The sequence below is a fragment of the Mesorhizobium sp. CA15 genome, assembly GCF_020165215.1.
In the GTDB taxonomy this organism is placed as follows: Bacteria; Pseudomonadota; Alphaproteobacteria; order Rhizobiales; family Rhizobiaceae; genus Mesorhizobium.
In genome coordinates this window covers 217,369-242,240 of sequence record NZ_JAIUHQ010000004.1, presented here as the reverse complement: position 1 = coordinate 242,240, position 24,872 = coordinate 217,369, and the positions used below count along the sequence as shown (strand labels likewise).

The window sequence follows — 24,872 nt, the reverse complement described above, 5'->3', positions numbered from 1 at the left end:
ATTGCCATCCGATTTGCGAAGAGCAAATCGGGGCAATCCGACCTCTCCCACAAGGGGAGAGGTAAAAGGAGCCTACCCGTGCGCCACCATCACATGCCGCACGGCGGTGTAATCCTCCAGTGCGTAGAGCGACATGTCCTTGCCGTAGCCGGACTGCTTTAGGCCGCCATGCGGCATCTCGTTGGTCAGCATGAAGTGGGTGTTGATCCAGGTGCAGCCATATTGCAGGCGGGCGGCGGTCGCCATGGCGCGCGAGATGTCCTTGGTCCATACCGACGAGGCAAGGCCGTAGTCGCTGTCGTTCGCCCAGCTCACTGCCTCATCGACATCCGCGAAGCGGGTGACCGAAACGACCGGACCGAACACCTCGCGGCGCACGATCTCGTCCTCCTGTAGCGCGCCGGCGACGACCGTCGGCTGATAATAGCAGCCGGAGCCTTCACCCGGCTTGCCGCCGGTGGTGATCTCGATGTGCTTCAGTTCCGAAGCGCGCTCGACGAAGCTCGACACACGGTCGCGCTGGCGACGCGAGATCAGCGGTCCGATCTCATTGTCCGTATCGTCCGGCTGGTTGTACTTGATGGTCGAGACCGCGGAGGAGAGGTCGGCGACGAGCTTGTCGTAGATCTTCTTGCCGGCATAGATGCGGCAGGCGGCCGTGCAGTCCTGGCCGGCATTGTAGTAGCCGAAGGCGCGCAGACCGTTGACAACGGCGCCGAGGTCGGCATCGTCGAAGACAATGACCGGCGCCTTGCCGCCGAGCTCCAGATGCGTGCGCTTGACCGACTTGGCGGCTGCCTGCAGCACCTTCTTGCCGGTGGCGACATCGCCGGTGATCGAGATCATGTTGACCTTGGGGTGGTTGATCAGCGTGTTGCCGACGCTGTCGCCGCGGCCGAGCACCACATTGACGACGCCCTCGGGCAGGATCTCGGAAAGGATCCTCGCGAGTTTCAGCGCCGTCAGCGGTGTCTGCTCCGACGGCTTGAAGACCACCGTGTTGCCGCCGCCGATCGCCGGGGCCAGCTTCCAGGCCATCATCATCAGCGGATAATTCCAGGGCGCGATGGAGGCGACGATGCCGATCGGATCGCGCCGCACCATCGAGGTGTGGCCAGGCAGGTATTCGCCCGCGACCTGGCCGGGCATCGAGCGTATCGCGCCGGCGAAGAAGCGATAGCAGTCGACGATCGCCGGAATCTCGTCATTGAGCACGGCATTGATCGGCTTGCCGCAGTTCAGCGCCTCGAGCGCTGCGAACTCCTTCGCTTCGGCCTCGATGCGGTCGGCAATCTTGAGCATGTAGCCGGAGCGCTGCGCCGGCGTGGTGCGCGACCAACTGACGAACGCTCGTTCGGCGGCACTAACGGCAGCCTCGATCTGCGCGGGGCTCGCCTCCGGCAGGTTGAGGATGGTCGCCCCGGTTTTCGGATTGAGGATCGGCTCCTCGGCCTCGGTGCCCTTCTCGAATTTCGAGCCGATCAGCATTTGGGTGTTCATTGGGTTCCTCCTTGAAAGGAAGTGAATGGTGAATGGTCAGTAGTGAGTAGTGATTAGTGAGTAGTGATTAGAATCCACCCATTGTTCTTCCATTCACGACTCACTATTCACCATTCACCATTCACTACTCACCACTCACTACTCACTACTCACTACTCACCCGCTTCATTTTCCACTGCCCGCAATCTGATCGCCATCACGGGTCAGGTAATAGGCAAGCAAAATCGGCAGCAGCGTCACCAGCACGACCACCATGGCCACGACATTGGTGACCGGGCGCTGGCGCGGGCGGATCAGCTCTTCCAGCATCCAGATCGGCACGGTCTGCTGCTGGCCGGCGGTGAAGGTGGTGACGATGACCTCGTCGAAGGACAGCGCGAAAGCGAGCATGCCGCCGGCAAGCAGCGCGGTAGCGATGTTCGGCAACACGACATGCCGGAAGGTCTGAAAACCGTCGGCGCCGAGGTCCATCGACGCTTCGATCATCGAGCCCGAGGTGCGGCGGAAGCGGGCGACGGCGTTGTTATAGACGACGACCACGCAGAAGGTCGCGTGACCGAGCACGATCGTCCAGAACGAGAACGGGATATCGGCGAGCGCGAAGGCCGAGCGCAGCGCGATGCCGGTGATGATGCCGGGCAGCGCGATTGGCAGGATGACCAGCAGCGAGATGGCCTCGCGGCCAAAGAAGCGCGTCTGCGAGACGGCGGCCGCGCAGAGCGTGCCGAGCACCAGCGCGATCACCGTCGAGATGGCAGCGACGCGGACCGACAGCGACAGCGCCTCCCAGACATCCGGCCGGTTCCAGGTGACGGCGAACCATTGCGTGGTGAGCCCCGGCGGGGGCCAGACGAAACTCTTCTCTTCCGTCGTGAAGGCGTAGACGAAGATCAAAAGGATCGGCAAATGCAGGAAGAGCAGGCCACAGGCGGCGGCGATCTTCAGGCCGAGCGGAGCGGATTGACCACGGTCAGAGCGCATCGAAAGCCCCCATGCGCTTGGCGCCCCAGAGATAGAAGCCCATGATGACGATCGGCACCACGGTGAAGGCGGCGGCCAAAGGAATGTTGCCGGCGGTGCCCTGCTGCGAATAGACGGCCTGGCCGATGAAGAGGCGCGAGGTGCCGATGATCTGCGGGATTATGTAGTCGCCGAGCGTCAGCGAGAAGGTGAAGATCGACCCGGCGACGATGCCGGGCAGCGCCAGCGGGAACAGCACATTGCGGAAGGTCTGGCCCGGCGAGGCGCCCAGATCGGACGAAGCCTCGACCAGATTGCCGGGCACGCGCTCGAGCGCGGCCTGAACGGGGAGGATCATGAAGGGCAGCCAGACATAGACGAAGACGATGAACGTGCCGGTGAAGGAGACCGACAGCGAGTTGCCGCCGACAACGGGGAGCGACAGCCAGCCGTCGAGCAGCCAAAGCAGGTTGAGCTTGGCGAGCAGCCAGGTGAGGATGCCTTCCTTGGCGAGGATCAGCTTCCAGGCATAGATCTTGACCAGGTAGCTCGACCACAGCGGCAGCATGACGCCGAGATAGAACAGCGCCTTCCAGCGGCCGCGCGCATAGCGCGCCGCATAATAGGCGATGGGGAAAGCAATGATTGCCGAAGCAAGCGTGACCAGTGCCGCCATCGTCACCGTGCGCAGGATGATGTCGAGATTGGCGGCCTGGAACAGGTCGCCATAGGTCTTCAGCGTGAACTCGCGGTTGATGAGGCCGGAAAACTCGTCGATCGAGAAGAAGCTCTGCAGGAGCAGCGCAAAGAGCGAGCCGATATAGACAATGCCCAACCAGAGAAGCGGCGGCAGCAGCATGAGCAGCAGCAGGAGTTTTGGGCGGCGCCAGAAGAGGTCGGAGAACGCGCCGCGCATGCCGCCGCTGCCTGGCAGGATGGCGGGTGTGGGGTTGGATTGAACAGCGGCGATGGTCATGGCGTCGCCGCGTGTCGAGCGGGATCAGGGGAGAGGCCGCGATCCTTCGCCCCCCTCTCTGTCCTGCCGGACATCTCCCCCTCTATGGGGGAGATTGGATGTCGCGGCCGCTTTCGCCAATTGCCAACGTGACAGGATTGGCGAGGCCGAGAAACTGCTGATCTCCCCCCTAGAGGGGGAGATGGCCGGCAGGCCAAAGGGGGGCGCCTCGCGCAAACCTTGCTCATGCCGGCTCGTCCATCAGATGCAGGCTGTCGCGGTTGAAGGTCAGCACCACCGCTTCACCCTCCGCCGGCAGCGCCGTTCCCGCCGGCACCATGGCATGCAGCCGCAGCCCGTCGGCATCGAGCGCGAGCCTCGTCGTCGCGCCGAGATAATTCGTGCCGACAAGGCGGGCAGCAACGCCGTCGCCGCTTGCCGCGCCTGAAACGCGGATCGACTCCGGGCGCAAGCTCCCCCAACGGTGCTGGCCGGAATAGCGCTGGACGAAATCCGGCGGCAGCACATTGGACGAGCCGACGAAATCGGCGACGAAGCGCGTGTTCGGCCGCTGGTAGATATCCTCCGGCGTGCCGACCTGCATGATCTTGCCGTCGTTGAAGACGGCGATACGATCGGCCATGGACAGCGCCTCGCCCTGGTCGTGGGTGACGAAGACGAAGGTGATGCCGAGCACTTTCTGCAGCGACTTCAACTCCTCCTGCATGTTCTCGCGCAGCTTGAGGTCGAGCGCGCCGAGCGGCTCGTCGAGCAAAAGCACCTTGGGCTGGTTGACCAGCGCACGCGCCAACGCAACGCGCTGGCGCTGGCCGCCGGAGAGCTGGCCGGGACGGCGCGCGCCGTAGCCCGGCAGGCGCACCAGCGAAAGCGCTTCCTCAGCCGCCTTCAGCCGCTCGGCCTTGCCGACACCCTTGACCATTAGGCCGTAGGCGACGTTGTCGAGCACATTCAAATGCGGAAACAGCGCATAATCCTGGAAGACGGTGTTGACGTTGCGGCGATAGGGCGGAACGCCTTCGGCGCGCTCGCCGAAGATGGAGATCGAGCCCGTCGTCGGCTGCTCGAAGCCGGCGATCAGCCTGAGGCACGTCGTCTTACCGGAACCGGACGGACCCAACATGGCGAAGAACTCGCCGGGCACGATGTCGAGATCGACAGCGTCGACGGCGCGCACGCTGCCGAAATGGCGCGAGACTTGTTTGAAGGAAACGGCAGAGGTCATGGGTCCAGTCAGTTCAGTTGCCGGTTAAACGAAGGCGAGTTCGCACGGCGCCCTGCCTCCCCTCGATGGGGGAGGTCGCGGCGAAGCCGCGGGTGGGGGTGGTTGGCGCCAACGTCCATGCTGACCCCACCCTGACGCTACGCGTCGACCCTCCCCACAAGGAGGAGGGTAAGGGAACTCACCGGCCGCCGATGACGCCGATATAGTCAGACACCCAGCGGTAATAGGGCACGCACTGGTCGTTCTGGCTGGCGCATTTCGACACCGGCGTCTTCCAGAACTTGATCTTGTCGAAATTATCGTAGCCGTTGGTCTTGCAGCCCTCGTCGCCGAGCAGCTCGTTGCCCTTGCAGGCGGCGGGCACGACCGGGAGCGAGCCGAACCAGGCCGAAACGTCGCCCTGGACCTTCGGCGACAGCGAATGCTCGAGCCACATATAGGCGCAGTTCGGATGGGCGGCGTCGGCTTCCATCATGGTGGTGTCGGCCCAGCCGGTGACGCCCTCTTCCGGCACGGTCGAGGCGACCGGCTTCTTGGCGGCGACCAGCGTATTGACCTGATAGGGCCATGAGCCGGAAGCGACCACGCCCTCGTTCTGGAAGTCGTCGACCTGGATCGCGGCATCATGCCAGTAGCGGCCGACCAGTGTGCGCTGCGTGCGCAAGAGTTCGAGCGCCGCCTTGTACTGGTCTTCGTTGAGCTCGTAAGGGTCCTTGATGCCGAGCTCCGGCTTGTGGAACATCAAATAGTTGGCGGCGTCGGCGATATGGATCGGCCCGTCATAGGCCTGGACGCGGCCCTTATTCGACTTGCCGTCGGGCAGCTTCATTTCCTCGAAGACGACGTTCCAGCTCTTGGGCGCTTCCTTGAAGACTTCGGTGTTGTACATCAGGATGTTCGGGCCCCACTGGTAGGGAACGCCGTAATGCACCTTGTCGACGGTGAACCAGGGCGCGTCCTTCAGGCGGTCGTCGACGGTCTTCCAGCTCGGGATGAGATCGGTGTTGATCGGCTGCACGCGCTTGCCGGCAACGAGGCGCAGCGATGCATCGCCCGAAGCAGTGACCAGATCGAAGCCGCCCTCGTTCATCAGGGAGACCATCTCGTCAGAGGTGTTGGCGGTCTTGACGTTGACCTTGCAGCCGCTTTCCTTCTCGAAAGCCGTCACCCAGTCGTAATTCTTGTCGGTCTCGCCGCGCTCGATATAGCCGGGCCAGGCAACGATGTTGACCTCGCCCTCGCCCTTGCCGAGTTCCTTGACCTGGGCCATGGCCTGACCGGAAAAAGTCAGCGCGACAGTCAGCGCCGTGCACGACTTCAGGAATGCATTCATCGTCGATCTCCCATTTTGGCGCATGACCCCGAAAACCGGCTCGGTTTTCGGAAAGGATCATGCGCAAACTCCAAAGGGTCGGAGCTTCATGCTCCGACGGCAGCGCTCTCGGGGCGCAGCTTTGTTCCCTGAGCGAAAGTGCGGTGAAAAATCCGGTTTCGCAAATTCATTTATCAGAAAGCCGATATCGGTTTTACCGATACTTTGTTTGACGCAATTCCGGACGGAAGGCTACGGCGAAGTCGCCGAACCCAACCGCTCCACACTTTTCCTGGAATTGCGTGATTACGGCCGCTGGCGCACCATGCGCTGCGACTGCGCGAGGCCGATGAAATCGCGAGCCGCCTGCGGCAGGGCGGAGCCGCGACGCCAGACCGTGCCGACCTGGACCACCGGCAGCGAGCCGGAAACGTCGCGCGATTCGATGCGATCGCCTTCCAGCGACCAGGGCCTGTAGACGAGGTCGGGCAGCAGCGCCACGCCGGCGCCGGTGGCGACCAGGCTGCGCACCGCCTCGACCGAGCGGGTGCGGAAGGCGACATGCGGCCTGGCGCCGATCGCCGACAGCAGCTTGCCGGTGTTCTCCTCGATCTCGTCGACGGTGAGCATGATCAGCGGCTCGGAGACGATGTCATTGACCCCGATAATGTCGACACTGGCGAGCCTGTGGCTGAGTGGAATCCACAGCCTGTAGGCCGAGACTTCCAGGATTTCCGACTGCAGCGCCGTGCGGTCGCGCAGGTTGGACGTCACCATGACGGCGATGTCGAGCTTGCCGCCGACCAGAAGGTGCTCGAGATAATCGCCATTGTCCTCGATTGCCGAGACCTCGACGCCGGGATAGGCGCGCCGGTAGCGGGCGAGCAGGTCGGACAGCACATAGCCGGCGACCAGCGAGGTGACGCCGAGCTGCAGACGGCCGCCAGCGGCGGCCTGCTCGCTGGAGAAAGAGCGGCGCGCGTCGGAAACGTCGGCCAGGATCTTGGTCGCGTGGCGCAGGAACTGGTGGCCCTTGTGGGTGATGTTGAGGCCACGTGGATGGCGCTCGAAGAGCTCGACGCCGAGATCGCTCTCCAGTTCCTTGATCGCCTCGGTGACCGAGGACTGGGAAATCGACAGGTTCTGCGCGGCGCCCGAGACGGTCCCCTGCTCGGCAACGGCGACGAAGAACTGCAATTGGCGGATGGTGAAAGCCATGGCCGGACTAAACACCGGCCAACGTGGCGTTGGGAAGTGGGGCAAGCTCCGAAACTTGACCACCTTCCGATTCGTAACTAACTAAGTTACATGAAACGCAACAGCCGACTGTCCTCGACCCTGCATATCCTGGTCCATATGGCCGACGCCCCCGAGCGGGCACTGACCTCCGAACAGCTTGCCGGCTTCATCCACACCAACCCGGTGGTGGTGCGCCGCACCATCGCCGGGCTGCGGGAGGCCGGCATCGTCACCTCGTCGCGCGGCCATGGCGGCGGCTGGCAACTCGGCCGCGCGCCGGACAAGATCTCGCTGGCCGAGATCAGCGGCGCGCTCGGCGAGACGCTGTTGCCGTTCAGCACCGAACCGGAAAGTCCCGGATGCCTGGTCGAGCAGGCGGTGATCGCCGTGCTCGACGATTTTCGCCTGGAGGCGGAACGGCTGCTCACTGAGCGGCTCAGCCATATCACGCTGGCCGACCTGACGGCCGATTTCCGCCGCCGTCATGACCTCATTGGAGTATCCAGCCATGCAGTATGATGTGATCGTCGTCGGCGGCAGCTTTGCCGGCCTGTCCGCCGCCATGTATGCGGCGCGCGGGCGGCGCAAGGTGTTGGTGATCGATGCCGGCGAGCCGCGGAATCGATTTGCCGAACATTCGCACGGCTTCTTCGGGCAGGACGGACGGGCGCCGGCAAACATTCTCGGCGAGGCCAGGGCACAGCTGCTCGCCTATCCCGTCGTCACGGTGATCGAGGGCCGCGCCGAGCGGGCGGCAATCACCGACACCGGCTTCGAGGTCCGGATGGACGACGGCGAGGGTTTCGGCGCGACGCGGCTGGTGCTCGCCACCGGCGTCCGGGACATCCTGCCGGACGTTCCCGGACTGGCCGCGCATTGGGGCAAGACGGTGCTGCATTGTCCTTATTGCCACGGCTACGAGGTGGCCGGCGGGCCGCTCGGCGTGCTGGCGACTGGACCGATGTCGCTGCACCAGGCCGAGCTGATCTCCGACTGGGGCGATGTCACGCTGTTCGCCGACGGTTTGTTCGAACCGGATGCGGACCAGGCAAGGGCGTTGGAGAAGCGCAACGTCCGGTTCGAGCCGGGCAAGGTGAGCGAAGTGCAGAACGACGGGTCCGGCGGCTTGGTCGTCAGGTTCGACGGCAATCGCAGCGCGAGCGTGCGGGCGCTGTTCACCGCGCCGCGCAACGTGATGGCAAGTCCGCTTGCCGAACAGCTTGGCTGCGCCTTCAACGAAGGCCCGCTCGGCAAGGCGGTCGTCGTGGACGACAAGCAGCAGACATCGGTGCCTGGCGTCTTCGCGGCAGGAGACGCCGCGCGCCTGATGCACAACATCGCCTTCGCGGTGTCGGGCGGCGCGATGGCCGGGGTTGCGGCGCACCAGTCGCTGGTGTTCGGCTAGCTCTTATTCCTTGGGCGACGTCAGGCCGCGGCGATACTGACCCGGGCCCCGGCCTGGCTCAGCGCTGCGGCTATATCGCGCGGCGGCGGCTGGTCGGTGGCAAGCTCGGAAAAGCCGTCGAAGCCGCAGACCCGGACCAGGCCTTGCCGGCCGAACTTGGAATGGTCGGTGACGACCAGCGAGCGCTGGCCGCGCGACAGCACCATGCGGGCGAACTCCGCCTCGTCCAGATCATAGTCGGTCAGGCCGGCGGCCGCATCGACGGCTCCGATCGAGATCACCGCATGATCGACCGAAAAGCGGCTGACGAACTCGATCGCCGAAATGCCGAAAGCCGCGCCCGAATCGCTGCGCAGCTCGCCGCCCGCCATGTAGACCTTGTTGCCGTTCACCGTCGCCAGCGTGCGGGCAATGTCGGAGGAATTGGTGACCACCGTCAGCCGGCGATGGCCGAGCAGCTCGCGCGCGAGGAAGGAGGTGGTCGTGCCGGTATCGAGCATGATCGCCTCGCCATCGCGGATCGTAGCCGCGACCATCCTGGCGATCAGGCGCTTGGCTTCGGCATTTTCGCGCATGCGCCGCTCGAACGGCGCCTCGCCCACAATCGAGGCAAGGCCCACGGCGCCGTGCATCTTCAGCACCGACCCGTCATCGGCGAGCGGCTTGACATCGCGCCGCACGGTTTCCAGCGAGACGCCGAGCCGCTCGGCAAGGCTGGCTATGGTGATCGTGCCCTCCTCGCTGAGGAGCCGCAGGATTTCGCCATGCCGTTTCGAATGGATCATCGGGGCGTCCGGGAATTTTGACCGAATTTAAGGCTTTGCCCACGCTTTGAAAGGAGTGGCTTATATTTTCGGGCAAAACACCCAAAAAAGGTCACAGCTTTTGGATTGACAGCGCTGCCACGCTGGCGTGACATTGACCTTGTGACAGGCTCGGAACTGCCGCGGGAGGGTGATGGCAGAGCCGCAACCTAGTGACCAGATCGCCTGGAACCAGCCAGGCGCGAGCTTTTATCGAATCCGCGGGGGCGGATGCCGGGATATCATACCTGGCCAAGGGGCTCGTCGGTGCGGTGCGGGATACCGATCCTGGCGTCTCGCACCGACGAGGCTTTTTCATGTTCTCCCAGCCTTGTTTTCCGCGAGACCGGTTGGGGCCGGAGCGAAGCCGTGAGTGCCGAAGACCTCATCCGCGCCTTGCCGTGCTGGAACGGCGGCATCGAGATCGAGCCGCTGCCGGGCGGCCTCAGCAACGCCAATTTTGTCGTCACCGACGCGGCCGGGCGGCATGTCGTGCGCTTCGGTCAGGACTTCCCTTTCCACCATGTCTTTCGCGAGCGCGAGGTGATGACGGCACGGGCGGCGCATGCGGCAGGCTTCGCGCCGGCCGTGCATTATGCCGAGCCCGGCATCCTGGTGACGGAATTTCTCGGCGCCAAGACCTTCCTGGGAGAGGATGTGCGGGCCAATCTCGGCCGCGTGGCCGCGCTGCTGCGCGGCTTTCACCGTGAGATGCCGAAGCATGTCTCCGGCGCCGGCTTCATGTTCTGGGTGTTCCACGTCATTCGCGACTATGCGCGCACGCTGGACGAGGGCGGCAGCCGCAAGAGGGCTGAGCTGCCACGTTATCTGGCCCTGGCGGACGAGCTCGAGCGGGCGCAAAAACTGCTGCCCATCGTCTTCGGCCATAACGATCTTTTGCCGGCAAACATCCTCGACGACGGCAAGCGACTGTGGCTGATCGACTTCGAGTATGCCGGCTTCAACACGGCAATGTTCGACCTCGCCGGCGCCGCCTCGAACGCCAGCCTGAGCGATGACGAATCCTTCGCCTTCATGACCGCCTATTTCATGAAGGAGCCGGACGGCGAAATCCGCCGCTCGCATGCCGCCATGCAATGCGCCTCGCTGCTGCGCGAAGCGATGTGGAGCATGGTGTCCGAGCTTTATCTCGACGCGCCCGGCATCGACTATGTCGCCTATAGCGAGGAAAACCTCGTCCGGCTCGACGCGGCGCTGGACAACTACCGGACGAAATACGGAACCAGATCATGACCTTGCCCAGCCATGCCGAAATCGTCGTCATCGGCGGTGGCATCATCGGCTGTTCCACTGCCTACCACCTGGCGCGCGACCATAGGACGGACGTGGTGCTGCTCGAGCAGGGCAAGCTGACCTCTGGCTCGACCTGGCACGCCGCCGGCCTGGTCGGGCAGCTGCGCTCCTCCGCCTCGATCACGCGCGTGCTCAAATATTCGGTCGAGCTTTACAAGGGGCTGGAGGCCGAGACGGGCCTGGCGACCGGCTGGAAGATGACCGGCTGTCTGCGGCTGGCGACGAATGCCGACCGCTGGACCGAGTTCAAGCGGCTGGCGACGACGGCCAAAAGCTTCGGCATGGATATGCAGCTGCTGTCGCCGGCGGAGGTGAAGCGCATGTGGCCGCTGATGGAGACAAGCGACCTTGTCGGCGCTTCCTGGCTGCCGACCGACGGACAGGCGAGCCCCTCCGACATCGCCCAGTCGCTCGCCAAGGGCGCCCGCATGCATGGCGCGAAACTGTTCGAGGGCGTGCGCGTCACCGGCTTTACGATGAAGGACGGCCGCATCACGGCGGTGAAGACTTCACAAGGCGACATTGCCTGCGACAAGGTGGTGAACTGCGCTGGACAATGGGCAAGGCAGGTCGGCGCGATGGCCGGCATCAACGTGCCGCTGCAGCCGGTCAAGCACCAGTACATCATCACCGAGAAGATCGCGGGCCTTGCGACCGACGCGCCGACAATCCGCGACCCCGACCGCCGCACCTATTTCAAGGAAGAGGTCGGCGGGCTGGTGATGGGCGGCTACGAGCCCAATCCGCAGGCCTGGGCAACCGGACTTCCCGGCGGCGATGTCCCGAACGACTGGGAGTTCCGTCTCTTCGACGACGACTACGATCATTTCGAGCAGCACATGGCCCAGGCGATCGCGCGCGTTCCGGCGCTGCAAACCGCCGGCGTCAAGCAAATGATCAACGGTTCGGAGAGTTTCACGCCGGACGGCAACTTTGTCCTCGGCGCAGCGCCCGAATGCGCCAACATGTTCGTCGGCGCCGGCTTCAATGCCTTCGGCATCGCTTCAGGCGGCGGCGCCGGCTGGGTGCTGGCGCAATGGGTGGCCGACGGCGAGGCGCCGCTCGACCTGTGGGTGGTCGACATCCGCCGCTTCTCCGGCCTGCACCGCGACCGCGACTGGGTCCGCGACCGCACGCTGGAGGCCTATGGCAAGCACTACACGATCGGCTTCCCGCACGAGGAATATCTCTCCGGACGCCCTCGCATCGTCTCGCCGCTCTATGAGCGGCTGAAGATGCATCGCGCCGTGTTCGGCTCCAAGCTTGGCTGGGAGCGGCCGAACTGGTTCGCGCCGGACGGCGCGGCCGCCGAGGACGTCTATTCGATGGGCCGCCAGAACTGGTTCGGCCCGGTCGGCGACGAGCACCGTCATGTGCGCGAGAAGGTCGGCATCTTCGACCAGTCCTCCTTCGCCAAATACGAGCTGACCGGTAGCGATGCGCTGAAGGCGCTCGACTGGATCTGCGCCAACGATGTCGACAAGCCGGTCGGACGGCTGACCTACACGCAGCTTCTCAATACGCGCGGCGGCATCGAGGCCGACCTCACCGTATCGCGGCTCGGCGAGGACCGGTTCTACATCGTCACCGGCACGGGCTTCCGCACGCATGACCTGTCCTGGATCGGCGACCATATAGGCCCCGGCCTCGACGCCAGGCTGACCGACGTCACGGAGGATTTCGGCACGCTGTCGCTGATGGGGCCGCGCGCTCGCGACGTGCTGTCGGCGGTGACGAACGCCGATGTCTCAAACGCCGCCTTCCCCTTCGGCCATGCGCGTGAAATCCGGATTGTCGGCCATAGCGTGAGGGCGCTGCGCGTCACCTATGTCGGCGAACTCGGCTGGGAGCTGCATGTGCCGATCGCCGCCACCGGCGAGGTTTTCGATGCGCTGATGGCGGCGGGCAATGCGCATGGCATTCGCCCGGTCGGCTACCGGGCGCTGGAATCGCTGCGACTGGAGAAGGGCTATCGCGCCTGGGGTTCCGACATCACGCCGAACGATATGCCGCAGGAGGCGGGGCTCGGCTGGGCCGTGAAGCTTCGCAAGAATACCGACTTCGTCGGACGCCGGGCGCTGGAGAAGGCAGCCGGCAAGCCGCCGACGAAACGCTTTGCCGGCTTCACGGTGGACGACCCGGAGATCGTGCTGGTCGGACGCGAGACGATCCTGCGCAATGGCGACCCGGTCGGTTACCTGACCAGCGGCGGCTACGGCTACACGGTGGGCAAGAATATCGGCTACGGCTATGTGCGCGATGCCGACGGCGTCAGCGACGATTTTCTGGCCTCGGGCGACTATGAGCTTGTCGTGGCGATGGAGCGCACGCCGGCAAAAATCCAGATCGAGGCGATGTACGATCCGGCCGGGGCAAGGATAAAGGCCTGATCGAGGAACGGTCAGCTGACGCGCAGCACAAGCCCCCTGCTCGGCACGGTATCGGACTCGCCCGGCATCGAGGCATAAGGCGCCGTTTCCTCGACGCGCTTCAACCTGCCCTGAGCCTCAAATCCGGCAATGCGCTCGGCGAAGCCCGATTGCCACAGCGTGTTCTTGACGGTCAGCACGATGATCCCGCCTGGACGGCAGACGCGGATCAACTCGTCCAGCCCCTCGATTCCGACATGGCCCGAAGTGAAGACGCCCGCCGAAACAATGCCGGCATAGACGCCGTCGGCGAAGGGCAAAGCATCGCCCATCGCCAGGCGATGCAGCGCCGTGTAGACGCCCTTGGCGCCGGCCTTGTCCAGCATGCCTTGCGAGATGTCGAGTGCCTCGACCGTCGGATAGCCGGTGATGGCCAGCCATTCGCCGATCAGGCCGGTGCCGGCGCCGGCATCGAGCAAGGGTTCGGCGCCGCGCGGCAGGTGGCGGGTAAGCAGCGCCAAGCAGATCGTCGGGTGGCGATAGCCGGCGGACGACATGTCGGCGTCATAGGTCTCGGCCCAACTGTCATAGACCGCGGCCACTTCCTCCGGCCGCTTGGCGGCGTAGGCCGCGCTTAGCGCGTTGCTGTGCTTGCCGTCCGCCATTTCTGCTCCCGCCGCCGATTCGTACCCGCAATGGTAGCCAAGCGGCAAAAACTGTGGAACCGTTCCGCTGTAAAACATCGTGTGATGGTAAAGGGGATGACGATGGACGAGGCGCGCGCCGCGTTGGCCGCCATTCCGGCGCTGGCAGGCTATGACGGGCCGCTGGAGCGTTTGGCCGGCCTGACCAACAAGGTCTACCGGGCCGGCGAAGCGTGTCTGCGCATTCCCGGCAAGGGCACGGAAGAATATATCAACCGCGCCAACGAGGCGGTGGCGGCGCGCGAGGCGGCCAAGGCCGGAGTCAGCCCCGAGGTGCTTTATGCCGATCCGGCGTCCGGCCTGATGGCGACGCGCTTTATCGCCGGCGCCGAGACGATGTCGCCGGAGAAATTCAAGGCGCGGTCGGGCAGCCCCGCGCGAGCGGGCTACGCCTTCCGCAAGCTGCATGCTTCGGGCGCGGTGTTCCCCTTCCGCTTCGAATTGTTCGCGATGATCGACGACTATCTCAAGGTCTTATCGACGAAGGACGTGGCGCTGCCCGCCGGCTATCACGACGTGGTGCGCGAGGCAGGCGCGGTGCGCGCCGCGCTCGCCGCGCACCCTATCCCGCTCGCCGCCTGCCATTGCGATCCGCTGTGCGAAAATTTCCTTGATACGGGCGAGCGGATGTGGATCGTCGACTGGGAATATTCCGGCATGAACGATCCGCTGTGGGACCTCGGCGACCTTTCGGTCGAGGGCAGGTTCGATGCGGCCCAGGACGAGGAACTGATGCGCGCCTATTTCGGCGGCGAGGCGAGGCCGGCGGCGCGCGGACGTATCGTCATCTACAAGGCGATGTGCGACCTTTTATGGACGCTCTGGGGATTGATCCAGCTCGCCAACGACAATCCGGCCGACGATTTCCGCGCCTATGCCGACGGTCGCTTTGTCCGCTGCAAGGCGCTGATGGAGACCGCGGAATTTTCGCGGCATCTCGCCGCCGTGCGCGCGGGTTAGGCACCGGAAAGCCAAGCCTTCAAGCTTTTGTTTTCATACATGTCGTTATCGCAAAACCGCTGCACACTTTTGCGCGACATGCATTAATTCACGCCCTTCGGCACGTTCTCCGGCGGCACCTCGGTCTCCACCACCTTCTGGCGATGGAAGATGAACATGCCGGCAAGCACGACGATGGCGGCGCCGACGAGGATGCGCGGGCTGGGCATGTCGCCGAAGAAGGCCAGTCCGAAGACCACCGCCCACAGAAGCAGGCTGTAGTGCAGCGGCGCCAGCGTCGAGGCCGGCGCCAGCTTCAGCGCCCTCGTGATCATCAGATGCGCGGCGCAGGAGACGACGCCGAGCAGTAGCATGGCGCCGAAATCGAGCGCCGACGGCGTGCGCCAGGCGCCGATGGTGAGCAGGCCGCCGACGATCAGCGTGCCGATCGTCTGCCAGGTGACCAAGGTCGTGTCGCTGGTGCCGCGCAGGAGGCGGCCGAGGATGATGGCGAAGCCGAAGGCGATGCTGCCCACCAGCGCAAAGGCCGACGACAGCGAGAAGGCCGCCGAGGACGGCTTGAGAATGATCAGCACGCCGCAGAAGCCGACCAGGATTGCCAGCCAGCGCCGCCAGCCGACCTTTTCGCCGAGCAAGAGGTGCGACAGCGCCGCGACGTAGATCGGCCCGGCCATGTAGAAGCTCATCACGTCGGCCAGCGGCAGGTAGACGACTGCGGCGTAGAAAAGCCCGGTATCAGTCGTGGTGGCCACGACGCGCAGGACCTGCAACAGCGGCCGGTCCATATGGAACAGCTTGCCGGTGCCCTGGTTGGCGATCATCGGGCCGAGCACGATGAAGGCGCCGATCGAGCGGATCAGCACCACTTGTCCGACCGAGAACGAGGCGACCAGCCATTTGCCCATCGCGTCGTTCAGCGCGAACATGAAGTCGCCGGCCAGCATCAACAGGATGCCGGCGAGCAACATGTTCCTGATCGTGAAATTTCGGGCGAGCAAGGCCATGCCGCTCCCTAGCCGCAAGAGGCCGGCTTGACGAGGGAAATCCGTAAGACCAGCGGAAATCGAGGCTGGCCGAAGCGCTGGAACTTCGTCATCCACGGGCGGAGCGGGAGCGAAGCGGACGCGCAGACCCGAGGATCCATTCCGTGACCTCGCGCGAAGAGCGAAACGCGGCGCAGGACGGAGGCCATTCTGGACCGCCGCAAAGCTCGTAGATCACGGAACGGGATTCTATGGTCTGCGCTGCGTCGCTTCGCTCCTTGCTTCGCCATAGAATGACGAGGTCACGAGCGTTCCGGCCAAGTGCAAACCGTGATGTTCTGCCCCAACAAAGCAGATCGCTGACCTGGATTGGCGAAAGCGCCACCAACGCGAGTGGTCGAACCGGGAGCGGAGACCTACGCTGTCTTATGCCGCCGGTTGACCTGCGCCGGCCGTCCCGCGATCGACAGCCGCGTTTCCTGCCTGGTCCGCTCAGCCACCACCTTGCCCCTGGCGATGACGCAGAGACGCTCGGGGCGCAGGCGAACGGCCTCGATCGCATTGCCGGCATCGAGCACAACGAGGCTCGCCCGCTTGCCGACGGCAAGGCCCAGATGATCGAGCCCCATGATGGCGGCGTTGACGTTGGTCACCATGTCGAAGCAGCGCGCCATGTCGGCCGGGCTCGACATCTGCGCGACATGCAGGCCCATGAAGGCGACGTCGAGCATGTCGGCGGTGCCCAGCGAATACCAGGGATCGAGCACGCAATCCTGGCCCCAGCCGACGCGGATGCCGAGCGCCTGCATCTCCTTGACACGGGTCAGGCCGCGCCGCTTCGGGAAGGTGTCGTGGCGCCCCTGCAGCATGATGTTGATCAGCGGATTGGGGATTGCCGATACACCGGCCTCGGCGATGAGCGGCAAAAGCTTCGAGACGTAATAATTGTCCATCGAATGCATCGATGTGAGGTGCGAGCCGGCCACCCTGCCCTGCAACCCAAGGCGCTGCGTTTCGTAGGCCAGCTGCTCGATATGGCGCGACAGCGGATCGTCGGTCTCGTCGCAATGCATGTCGACCATCAGGCCGCGTTTGGCCGCGATCTCGCAAAGCTCCGTCACCGAGCGGGCGCCCTCGGCCATGGTGCGCTCGAAATGCGGGATGCCGCCTACGATGTCGACGCCCATGTCGAGCGCGCGGGTGGTGTTTTCATGAGCATTCGGCGAGCGGTAGAGGCCGTCCTGCGGAAACGCGACCAGTTGCAGGTCGATATAAGGCGCGACGGTTTTCTTGACGTCGAGCAGGGCTTCCACCGCGAGCAGCCGGTCGTCGCAGACATCGACATGGCTGCGGATGGCGAGCAGGCCCATCGACACGGCCCAGTCGCAATAGGCGAGCGCGCGCTCGCGCACGGCCTCATGCGTCAAAAGCGGCTTCAGCTCGCCCCAGAGCGCGATGCCCTCGAGCAGCGTGCCCGACGCATTGATGCGCGGAATGCCGTAGGAGAGCGTGGCGTCCATATGGAAATGTGGATCAACGAAAGGCGGCGAGACGAGATTGCCGCTCGCGTCGATTTCGGCCGGCGCCGAACCCGGGAGCTTTGGTTCGATCGCGACGATGGCCTCGCCCGCAATCCCTATGTCGGCAATCCTGCCATCCGGCAGCGTGCCGCCGCGCACGATCAAGTCGAAATCCATCTGCCGTCGTCCCCAATACCAGAATCGGCTGCTATCGTGACCGAAAAGACAGCCTGCCGCAGCCTTTTCTTTCCCTCGACGGCGAAAGGTTCCATCCGGCCTCAACTCGCTCTATAAGCCGCCACGCGCCCTTGTGGCGAATCCGAATTTCTCACAGCCAGCCATAGGATCGGCCGTTGTTTCGCTTCTTCCGCTCGACGGAAAACCAACGCCTCATCGCGAGGCTGGTAAGAGAATCCTTCCATGACCATAAGTTCGGCTATGGCGCGGCCATATTGTCGATGCTGGTGGTCGCCCTCATGACGGGGGCAAGCGCCTGGATCCTGCGCGAAATCACCAACGAGTTCGTGGTCTATAAGCGGATAGACCGCGTCAACCTGATTGCCGGGGGTGTGGCGGCGATCTTTGTTCTCAAGGGCATCGCGACCTTCGTCCAGACCTATTTCATGAGCCGCGTCGGCAATGCCATCATTGCCGACCGGCAGCGCAAGATCTACGACCGTATCCTGGCGCAAGGTATCGAATTCTACCATTCGACCTCGTCTTCCGACCTGATCACCCGCATGACCAACAACGCGCAGGCGGCGCGCAGCGTGCTCGACCTCGTCGTCACGTCCTATGTGCGCGACCTGGTGACTTTGGTTGTGCTGGTGATGGTCATGGTCTGGCAACAGCCGGCGCTGTCGCTGATCTGCTTCGTCGTCGGACCGGTGGCGATCTATGGCGTCAACCGCATCCTGAGACGCGTCCGCAAGATCGCGGCGATGGAATTCATCTCGCTCGGCCAGATCGTGCATGTGATGCAGGAAACGGCCATCGGCGTGCGGGTCGTCAAATCCTTCAATCTCGAAGCCGCGATGCGCAAGCGTATGCACAAGGCGGTGTCGGACGTCGAAACCCGGGCCAACAACATCGCCACGCTGGAAGCCGCCACCAGCCCGGTGATGGAAACGCTGGCCGGGCTGGCGATTGCCGGCGCCGTGCTGGTCAGCGGCCTGCTGGTGCTGCAGGGCGGCCAGATGCCGGGCAACATCATGGCCTTCATCGCCGCGCTGCTGCTGGCTTATGAGCCGGCAAAGCGCCTGGCCCGCGTCCGCATCTCGCTGGAGACGGGCATTGTCGGCGTGCGCATGATGTTCCAGCTCGCCGACCGGCCGCTGACGCTGGCCGAGAAACCCGGCGCCACGCCGCTCCAACCCGGTCCGGGCGAAATCCGCTTCGACAATGTCAGCTTCGCCTATCCGGAAAGCCCTCCGGTGTTCGAAGGATTCAACCTGACGCTTGACGCCGGCAAGATGACGGCGCTGGTCGGACCGTCGGGCAGCGGCAAGTCGACGATCCTGAACCTGATCATGCGCATGTATGATCCGCAGACCGGCAAGGTGATGTTCGACGGCCAGGACATCTCGTTCGCGACGCTCGATTCGCTCAGAAGCAAGATCGCCTATGTCAGCCAGGACACGTTCCTGTTTGCCGGCACCGTCATGCACAACATCCGCCTCGGCCGCGAGGACGCGACCGACGAAGAGGTGGTCGCCGCCGCCAAGGCCGCCAACGCGCATGACTTCATCAGCGCCATGACCAAGGGTTACGATACGGAGGTCGGCGAGAACGGCTCGCTGTTGTCCGGAGGCCAGCGCCAGCGCATTTCGATCGCGCGCGCCATGCTGCGGAACGCCGAGATCCTGCTGCTCGACGAGGCGACCAGCGCGCTCGATGCCGAATCGGAAGCGCTGTTCCGCGACGCGCTGCAGCAGCTTACCGTCGGGCGCACGACGATCGTGATCGCGCACCGGCTGTCGACCGTGCACCAGGCCGACACGATCGTGGTGCTGGAAAAGGGCAAGGTGGTGGAAAGCGGCCCGCACAAGACGCTGCTCAAGCAGGGCGGGCTCTACCAGAAGCTTTATGAATATCAGCTGATGCCGTGACGCAGCGCCTCTCCTTCTCCCCCTGCGGGAGAAGGAGTCGCCGAAGGCGACGGATGAGAGGTGTTCCAGCTTGGTGGCGCCGTTCATCCAGTCGGAATTTGCGAGCGTCTCGCTCCGCTGGAGCACCCCTCATCCGTCTCGGCGCTGCGCGCCGATCCACCTTCTCCCACAAGGGGAGAAGGGGAAACCTGCCCTACTCCGGCACTTTGCGCACCGCGCCCTTGTCGGCGCTGGTGGCGAAAGCCGCATAGGCACGCAATGCCGTCGTCACCTTGCGCTTGCGCTTCTCGGCCGGCTTCCAGGCATCGGTGCCCTTGGCCGCCATCGCCTTGCGGCGCGTATCGAGCTCGGCCTCGCTGACGGCGAGATTGATCTTGCGGTTGGGAATGTCGATCTCGATCGTGTCGCCTTCCTGGACCAGGCCGATCGTGCCGCCTTCGGCGGCTTCCGGCGAGACGTGGCCAATGGAAAGGCCCGACGTGCCGCCGGAGAAGCGGCCGTCGGTGATCAGCGCGCAGGCTTTGCCGAGGCCCTTCGACTTCAGGTAGCTGGTCGGGTAGAGCATCTCCTGCATGCCGGGGCCGCCGCGCGGTCCCTCGTAGCGGATGACGACGATGTCGCCGGCCTTGATCTCGTTGCCGAGGATCGCCTTGACCGAGGCGTCCTGGCTTTCGAAGACGCGGGCCGGGCCGGTGAATTTCAGGATGGACTCATCCACGCCGGCAGTCTTCACGATGCAGCCGTCGAGCGCCAGATTGCCCTTCAAGACGGCAAGACCGCCATCCTTCGAGAACGGCGTCCTGGCCGAGCGGATGACGCCCTTCTCACGGTCGAGATCGAGTTCGTCCCAGCGGCGGTCCTGGCTGAAGGCGACCTGCGTCGGCACGCCGCCGGGAGCGGCGAGGAAGAAGTCGCGGACGTTTTCGGCAGAGGTGCGTGAAATATCCCAGTGGTCGAGGGCCTCGCCGAGGGTCGCCGTATGCACTGTCGGCAGGTCGCGATTGATCAGACCGGCCTCGTCGAGCTGGCCGAGGATGGCCATGATGCCGCCGGCGCGGTGGACGTCCTCCATGTGGACATCGGACTTGGCCGGCGCCACCTTGCAAAGCACCGGCACCTTGCGCGACAGCCGGTCGATGTCCCCCATGGTGAAGTCGACCTCTCCTTCATGCGCGGCGGCAAGGATATGCAGCACCGTGTTGGTCGAACCGCCCATGGCGATGTCGAGCGCCATGGCGTTCTCGAAGGCACCCTTGGAGGCGATGCTGCGCGGCAGTGCCGTTTCGTCGTCCTGCTCGTAATAGCGCTGGGCGAGATCGACGACGAGATGGCCGGCCTCCACGAACAGGCGCTTGCGGTCGGCATGGGTGGCCAAGGTCGACCCGTTGCCCGGAAGCGACAGACCCAGCGCCTCGGTCAGGCAGTTCATCGAATTGGCGGTGAACATTCCGGAGCAGGAGCCGCAGGTCGGGCAGGCCGAGCGCTCGATGACCTTGACGTCCTCATCGGAGATCTTGTCGTCGGCGGCCGCGACCATGGCGTCGACCAGATCGAGCGCCTGCGCCTTGCCGGCCAGCACCACCTTGCCGGCCTCCATCGGACCGCCGGAAACGAAGACGGTCGGGATATTGAGGCGCAGCGAGGCCATCAGCATGCCGGGGGTGATCTTGTCGCAGTTGGAGATGCAGACCATGGCATCGGCGCAATGCGCGTTGACCATATATTCGACGGAATCGGCGATCAGCTCGCGCGACGGCAGCGAATAGAGCATGCCGTCGTGACCCATCGCGATGCCGTCGTCGACGGCGATGGTATTGAACTCCTTGGCGACGCCGCCGGCCTTCTCGATCTCGCGTGCGACGAGCTGGCCGAGATCCTTCAGATGGACATGGCCCGGCACGAACTGGGTGAAGGAATTGACCACCGCGATGATCGGCTTGCCGAAATCCGAATCCTTCATGCCGGTGGCGCGCCAGAGGCCGCGAGCGCCGGCCATGTTGCGGCCATGGGTGGTGGTGCGGGAACGATAGGCGGGCATTCGATTGTCCTTGCTGGCTGGCCACACCGATGCGCGGCGGGCGGCGCTCGAATTTAGTCGGCAGCGGTTATAGCGGCCATGTTCCGGCATGACCACCATTTTGCGCTGCGCCAGCATGCTTCGGCAAGTTTGCGCTTTTCAGGAAATTTTTGCTGCCGCTGTCGGATGACGCCTCGCTGAAGCGTCCTTGAGGCAGACGGCATCGAAATGGCACGAAATCGCCACCGAACCGTTTGACAACGAAGCCAACATGAAGCCCGAGGAGCAAGGCATGCAGAAGATCACCACCTTCCTGTGGTTCGACGACCAGGCCGAGGAGGCCATGAACCACTACATCTCCATCTTCAAGAATTCGAAGGTGCTGAGCGTGACGCGCTGGCCCAAGGGCCATCCCCAGGAAGGCCAGGTGCTGGTCGCCTCGTTCGAGCTCGACGGCGTGCAGTTCCAGGCCCTCAACGGCGGGCCGCAATACAAGTTCACCGAAGCGATCTCGCTGTCGATCGACTGCAAGACGCAGGAAGAGGTGGATCATTTCTGGACCAGGCTCACCGAAGGCGGCGAACCGGGACGCTGCAGCTGGCTGAAGGACAAATTCGGCGTTTCCTGGCAGGTCGTGCCGGAGCAACTACCGCGGCTGCTTCAGGATCCGGACCGCGAGAAAGCCGGCCGCGTGATGTCCGCGATGATGCAGATGGGCAAGATCGACATCGCCAAGATCGAGGAAGCGGCGAAGGGGTGAGCACTTTTTCCTTCTCCCCTTGTTTGTGGGAGAAGGTGGATCGGCGCGCAGCGCCGAGACGGATGGGGTGTTCCAGCGGAGCGAGACGTCGGTGTTCCCTGGAACACCCCTCATCCGGCCGCTCCGCGGCCACCTTCCCCCACAAGGGGGAAGGGAGAAACACTCACGCCGCCTTATCACGCACCTGGTAATCCTTGACCGCGGTGAAGCGGATCGCTTTCCAACGCTCGGCTTCGTAGTTCAGCGAGAAGGCGTGCTGGGCGAGAAAGACCGGATCGTTGTCGAGGTCGCGGGCAATGTCGCCGCGATGCGCCTCGATGAAACGCTGGACTTCCGCCTTGTCGTCGGCCGAGATCCAGCGGCAGATCGAGAAACGCGACATCTCGAAATCAACCGGCAGCGTGTATTCGATGTTCAGCCGTTCCTTCAGAACGTCGAGCTGCAGCGCGCCGACGACGCCGACGATCGCCGGCGAGCCGTCCTCGGGCGAGAACAGCTGCACGACGCCTTCCTCGGCCATCTGGTGCAGGGCTTCCTTCAGCTTCTTGGCCTTCATGGCGTCGCCGAGGCGCACGCGGCGCAGGATTTCCGGGGCGAAGTTCGGCACGCCGCGGAACAGGATCTCCTCGCCTTCGGTCAGCGTGTCGCCGATGCGCAGCGTGCCGTGGTTGGGGATGCCGACGACGTCGCCGGCGAAAGCCTCGTCGGCGGTGACGCGGGTGCGGGCGAAGAAGAACTGCGGCGCCGACAGGCTCATCGGCTTACCGGTGCGCACCAGCTTGGCCTTCATGCCGCGCTCAAGCTTACCCGAGCAGACGCGGACGAAGGCGATGCGGTCGCGGTGGTTCGGATCCATGTTGGCCTGGATCTTGAAGACGAAGGAGGTCATCTTCTCCTCTGTCGCCTCCACAGTTCGCTCGTCGGCTTCCTGGGCGCGCGGCGGCGGGCCGTAGGCGCCGAGCGCCTCGATCAGGTCGCGCACGCCGTAATTGCGCAACGCCGAGCCGAAATAGACCGGCGTCAGGTGGCCTTCGCGAAAGGCTTCCACGTCGAGCGGACGACAAGCCTCCCGCGCGAGTTCCAGTTCCTCGATGAAGGCCTCGCGCTCGTTTTCGGGCAAAAGGCCGGCGACGCGGTTGGAATCGGGCCCGTTGACCGGCGTGCGCTCCTTTTCCGCGTCGCCCTTGCGCACCGCGTTCAGCGCCAGATGGTAGGTGCCGGAAAAGGTCCTGCCGCGGCCGATCGGCCAGGTGACCGGCGCGGTGTCCAGCGCCAGCTTCTGCTCGATCTCGTCGAGGATTTCGAACGGATCGCGGCTCTCGCGGTCCATCTTGTTGACGAAGGTTATGATCGGAATGTCGCGCAGCCGACAGACCTCGAACAATTTCAGCGTGCGCGGCTCGATGCCCTTGGCGGCGTCGATGACCATGACCGCCGAATCCACCGCCGACAGCGTGCGATAAGTGTCGTCGGCGAAATCCTCGTGGCCGGGCGTGTCGAGCAGGTTGAAGACGTTGTCGTCATATTCGAAGGTCATCACCGAGGTAACGACCGAGATGCCGCGCTCGCGCTCGATCTTCATCCAGTCGGACCGGGTCTGGATGCGGTCCTTCTTGGCCTTAACCTCGCCGGCGAGCTGGATGGCGCCGCCGAACAGCAGCAGCTTTTCGGTGAGCGTGGTCTTGCCGGCGTCAGGGTGCGCGATGATCGCGAAGGTGCGGCGGCGCGATACCGCCTGTTCGATGTCTTCTGCCAATTTCTGGAATCCTGTCTGTGGCGCGGGCTTCTAGCAGCGCTTGTCCGGCGTGTCGACGGTTTTGGAGAGACCGGTTCGACCGGCGCAGCAGAGAGACGTGCCGTCGGCAAAAGACCTTGGTCCTCAATTCCACATTCCGTCGCGATCGGTCTTGCCGCCGTATCTGGTGACCGACGATATTTCCAAGCGTTTGATACCGATGTCGCGCAACAGGTAGTCCGGCAACTCGTCCAGCCAGGCGCGATCCCTGCGAATGCGGACCATCCGCGCGAGGACGCGCAGGCCGGAACGGCATATTTCGACGGCTGTCGCGAAGAAACGCCCGTTAACGGATGAGCGGGCGACGGGCTTCATTCCCATGCGAAGGGATGGCATGATCATCTTCCTTTTGTTTGAACGAAGGGATCGGGAGGGCCGTGCAGGCCCTCCCGAAGACGCTGCGCGTGTCAGGACCGGTCGTGCTCGCAGCTCACATACGGGTTCCAGTCGGCGAACATGCCGGCCGGGTTGTGCCGCCAGTGCCAGACATGGAGCTCGTAATACGGGTCCACCGGATGGACTCCCACCGTCGTCTTGCGCTGCAGGGTGCGGCCGAGGAATTCGGGTACACCTTTGCCCTTCCAGTCCTTTTCGAAGACGATGTATTCCATGCCGACGAGCTGCATCGAGCCATCGGCCTCCGGCTCGTAGGTCAGCACATCCGGCTCGCCGAGCACGAGCCTGCCGTCGCCGGCCCGCTCGGGATGGATGAAGTGGACGCCCATCGTTCCGTGCTGGTCATGCGTCGTGCATTCGAACAGTTGCCGATAGCCGTCCGCCTTGGCGACCTCGATGTCGAAATACTTGGCCGCCATCTCCCGAGACCGGTTGAGCACCGGATCGGGCATGTCGTGGGCGACCGCGGTGCCGCAAAACAGCGCGGAGGCGCCGACGGCAAGGACAATTTCGGCAAAGCGCTTCACGA

At 64.3% G+C, this 24,872-nt stretch carries 21 protein-coding genes; 7 read left to right on the top strand and 14 right to left on the bottom strand.

All coding sequences use genetic code 11. The annotated features are described in order from the left end of the window. Positions 1-72: 72 nt before the first annotated feature. The 6 genes from LB515_RS10415 to LB515_RS10390 all read right to left on the bottom strand — a co-directional run bounded on the left by LB515_RS10415 (position 73) and on the right by LB515_RS10390 (position 7,188). Positions 73-1,500, bottom strand: a complete 1,428-nt coding sequence (locus LB515_RS10415) for a gamma-aminobutyraldehyde dehydrogenase (RefSeq protein WP_224707640.1) — start codon at positions 1,498-1,500, stop codon at positions 73-75. Between the two features lie 165 nt (positions 1,501-1,665). Further along, entirely contained in the window at positions 1,666-2,481 is an 816-nt protein-coding gene (locus tag LB515_RS10410; protein ID WP_224707639.1) for an ABC transporter permease, read from the bottom strand. Beyond that, positions 2,471-3,436, bottom strand: coding sequence for an ABC transporter permease (locus tag LB515_RS10405; RefSeq protein ID WP_140843904.1), 966 nt, complete (start codon positions 3,434-3,436; stop codon positions 2,471-2,473). Before LB515_RS10405 ends, LB515_RS10410 begins: the two co-directional genes overlap by 11 nt. A 223-nt stretch (positions 3,437-3,659) precedes the next feature. Beyond that, entirely contained in the window at positions 3,660-4,658 is a 999-nt protein-coding gene (locus LB515_RS10400; RefSeq protein ID WP_224707638.1) for an ABC transporter ATP-binding protein, read from the bottom strand. 178 nt (positions 4,659-4,836) lie between these two features. After that, a complete protein-coding gene (locus LB515_RS10395; RefSeq protein WP_140843908.1) occupies positions 4,837-5,991 on the bottom strand; it encodes an ABC transporter substrate-binding protein in 1,155 nt (384 codons plus the stop codon). 285 nt (positions 5,992-6,276) lie between these two features. Next, complete coding sequence (locus LB515_RS10390) at positions 6,277-7,188, bottom strand: LysR substrate-binding domain-containing protein (protein ID WP_224707637.1); 912 nt, start codon at positions 7,186-7,188, stop codon at positions 6,277-6,279. A 90-nt stretch (positions 7,189-7,278) separates the two neighbouring features. Between LB515_RS10390 and LB515_RS10385 the strand changes: the two genes are divergently transcribed. Continuing rightward, on the top strand, positions 7,279-7,728 hold the full coding sequence (locus LB515_RS10385) for an RrF2 family transcriptional regulator (protein ID WP_224707636.1): 450 nt from the start codon (positions 7,279-7,281) through the stop codon (positions 7,726-7,728). Next, positions 7,718-8,614: an NAD(P)/FAD-dependent oxidoreductase gene (locus LB515_RS10380; RefSeq protein ID WP_224707635.1), complete on the top strand. Its 897-nt coding sequence runs from the start codon at positions 7,718-7,720 to the stop codon at positions 8,612-8,614. The genes LB515_RS10385 and LB515_RS10380 overlap by 11 nt, the downstream gene beginning before the upstream one ends. A 20-nt stretch (positions 8,615-8,634) precedes the next feature. On the opposite strand, the gene LB515_RS10375 is transcribed toward LB515_RS10380, so the two are convergent. Beyond that, a complete protein-coding gene (locus LB515_RS10375; protein ID WP_095766071.1) occupies positions 8,635-9,399 on the bottom strand; it encodes a DeoR/GlpR family DNA-binding transcription regulator in 765 nt (254 codons plus the stop codon). Between the two features lie 387 nt (positions 9,400-9,786). Here LB515_RS10375 and LB515_RS10370 point away from each other — a divergent pair, with 387 nt between their 5' ends. Next, positions 9,787-10,671, top strand: coding sequence for a phosphotransferase (locus tag LB515_RS10370; RefSeq protein ID WP_224707634.1), 885 nt, complete (start codon positions 9,787-9,789; stop codon positions 10,669-10,671). Continuing rightward, a complete protein-coding gene (locus tag LB515_RS10365; protein WP_224707633.1) occupies positions 10,668-13,121 on the top strand; it encodes an FAD-dependent oxidoreductase in 2,454 nt (817 codons plus the stop codon). Before LB515_RS10370 ends, LB515_RS10365 begins: the two co-directional genes overlap by 4 nt. 11 nt (positions 13,122-13,132) lie before the next feature. On the opposite strand, the gene LB515_RS10360 is transcribed toward LB515_RS10365, so the two are convergent. Then, positions 13,133-13,765, bottom strand: coding sequence for a class I SAM-dependent DNA methyltransferase (locus LB515_RS10360; RefSeq protein ID WP_224707632.1), 633 nt, complete (start codon positions 13,763-13,765; stop codon positions 13,133-13,135). A 96-nt stretch (positions 13,766-13,861) separates the two neighbouring features. On the opposite strand from LB515_RS10360, the gene LB515_RS10355 reads away from it, so the two are divergent. After that, complete coding sequence (locus LB515_RS10355; RefSeq protein WP_140843922.1) at positions 13,862-14,764, top strand: phosphotransferase family protein; 903 nt, start codon at positions 13,862-13,864, stop codon at positions 14,762-14,764. Between the two features lie 83 nt (positions 14,765-14,847). On the opposite strand, the gene LB515_RS10350 is transcribed toward LB515_RS10355, so the two are convergent. Both LB515_RS10350 and LB515_RS10345 read right to left on the bottom strand, forming a co-directional pair. Continuing rightward, a complete protein-coding gene (locus LB515_RS10350; RefSeq protein ID WP_140843924.1) occupies positions 14,848-15,768 on the bottom strand; it encodes a DMT family transporter in 921 nt (306 codons plus the stop codon). A gap of 395 nt (positions 15,769-16,163) precedes the next feature. Continuing rightward, complete coding sequence (locus LB515_RS10345; protein ID WP_224707631.1) at positions 16,164-17,444, bottom strand: amidohydrolase family protein; 1,281 nt, start codon at positions 17,442-17,444, stop codon at positions 16,164-16,166. Positions 17,445-17,620: 176 nt separating this feature from the next. On the opposite strand from LB515_RS10345, the gene LB515_RS10340 reads away from it, so the two are divergent. Beyond that, positions 17,621-19,375, top strand: coding sequence for an ABC transporter ATP-binding protein (locus LB515_RS10340; RefSeq protein WP_140843928.1), 1,755 nt, complete (start codon positions 17,621-17,623; stop codon positions 19,373-19,375). 193 nt (positions 19,376-19,568) lie between these two features. Here the strand turns inward: LB515_RS10340 and ilvD are convergent, their stop codons facing one another. Then, entirely contained in the window at positions 19,569-21,413 is a 1,845-nt protein-coding gene (ilvD, locus tag LB515_RS10335; protein ID WP_140843930.1) for a dihydroxy-acid dehydratase, read from the bottom strand. Between the two features lie 271 nt (positions 21,414-21,684). Between ilvD and LB515_RS10330 the strand changes: the two genes are divergently transcribed. After that, positions 21,685-22,152: a VOC family protein gene (locus tag LB515_RS10330; RefSeq protein WP_140843932.1), complete on the top strand. Its 468-nt coding sequence runs from the start codon at positions 21,685-21,687 to the stop codon at positions 22,150-22,152. A 163-nt stretch (positions 22,153-22,315) separates the two neighbouring features. On the opposite strand, the gene LB515_RS10325 is transcribed toward LB515_RS10330, so the two are convergent. From LB515_RS10325 to LB515_RS10315, 3 genes are all read right to left on the bottom strand, one after another. Then, positions 22,316-23,908 (bottom strand): peptide chain release factor 3, encoded by a 1,593-nt coding sequence (locus LB515_RS10325; protein ID WP_140843934.1) that lies wholly within the window; start codon positions 23,906-23,908, stop codon positions 22,316-22,318. Between the two features lie 123 nt (positions 23,909-24,031). After that, on the bottom strand, positions 24,032-24,283 hold the full coding sequence (locus LB515_RS10320) for a DUF1127 domain-containing protein (protein WP_181174834.1): 252 nt from the start codon (positions 24,281-24,283) through the stop codon (positions 24,032-24,034). 71 nt (positions 24,284-24,354) lie between these two features. Continuing rightward, positions 24,355-24,870, bottom strand: coding sequence for a hypothetical protein (locus LB515_RS10315; RefSeq protein WP_140843938.1), 516 nt, complete (start codon positions 24,868-24,870; stop codon positions 24,355-24,357). Positions 24,871-24,872 lie beyond the last annotated feature (2 nt).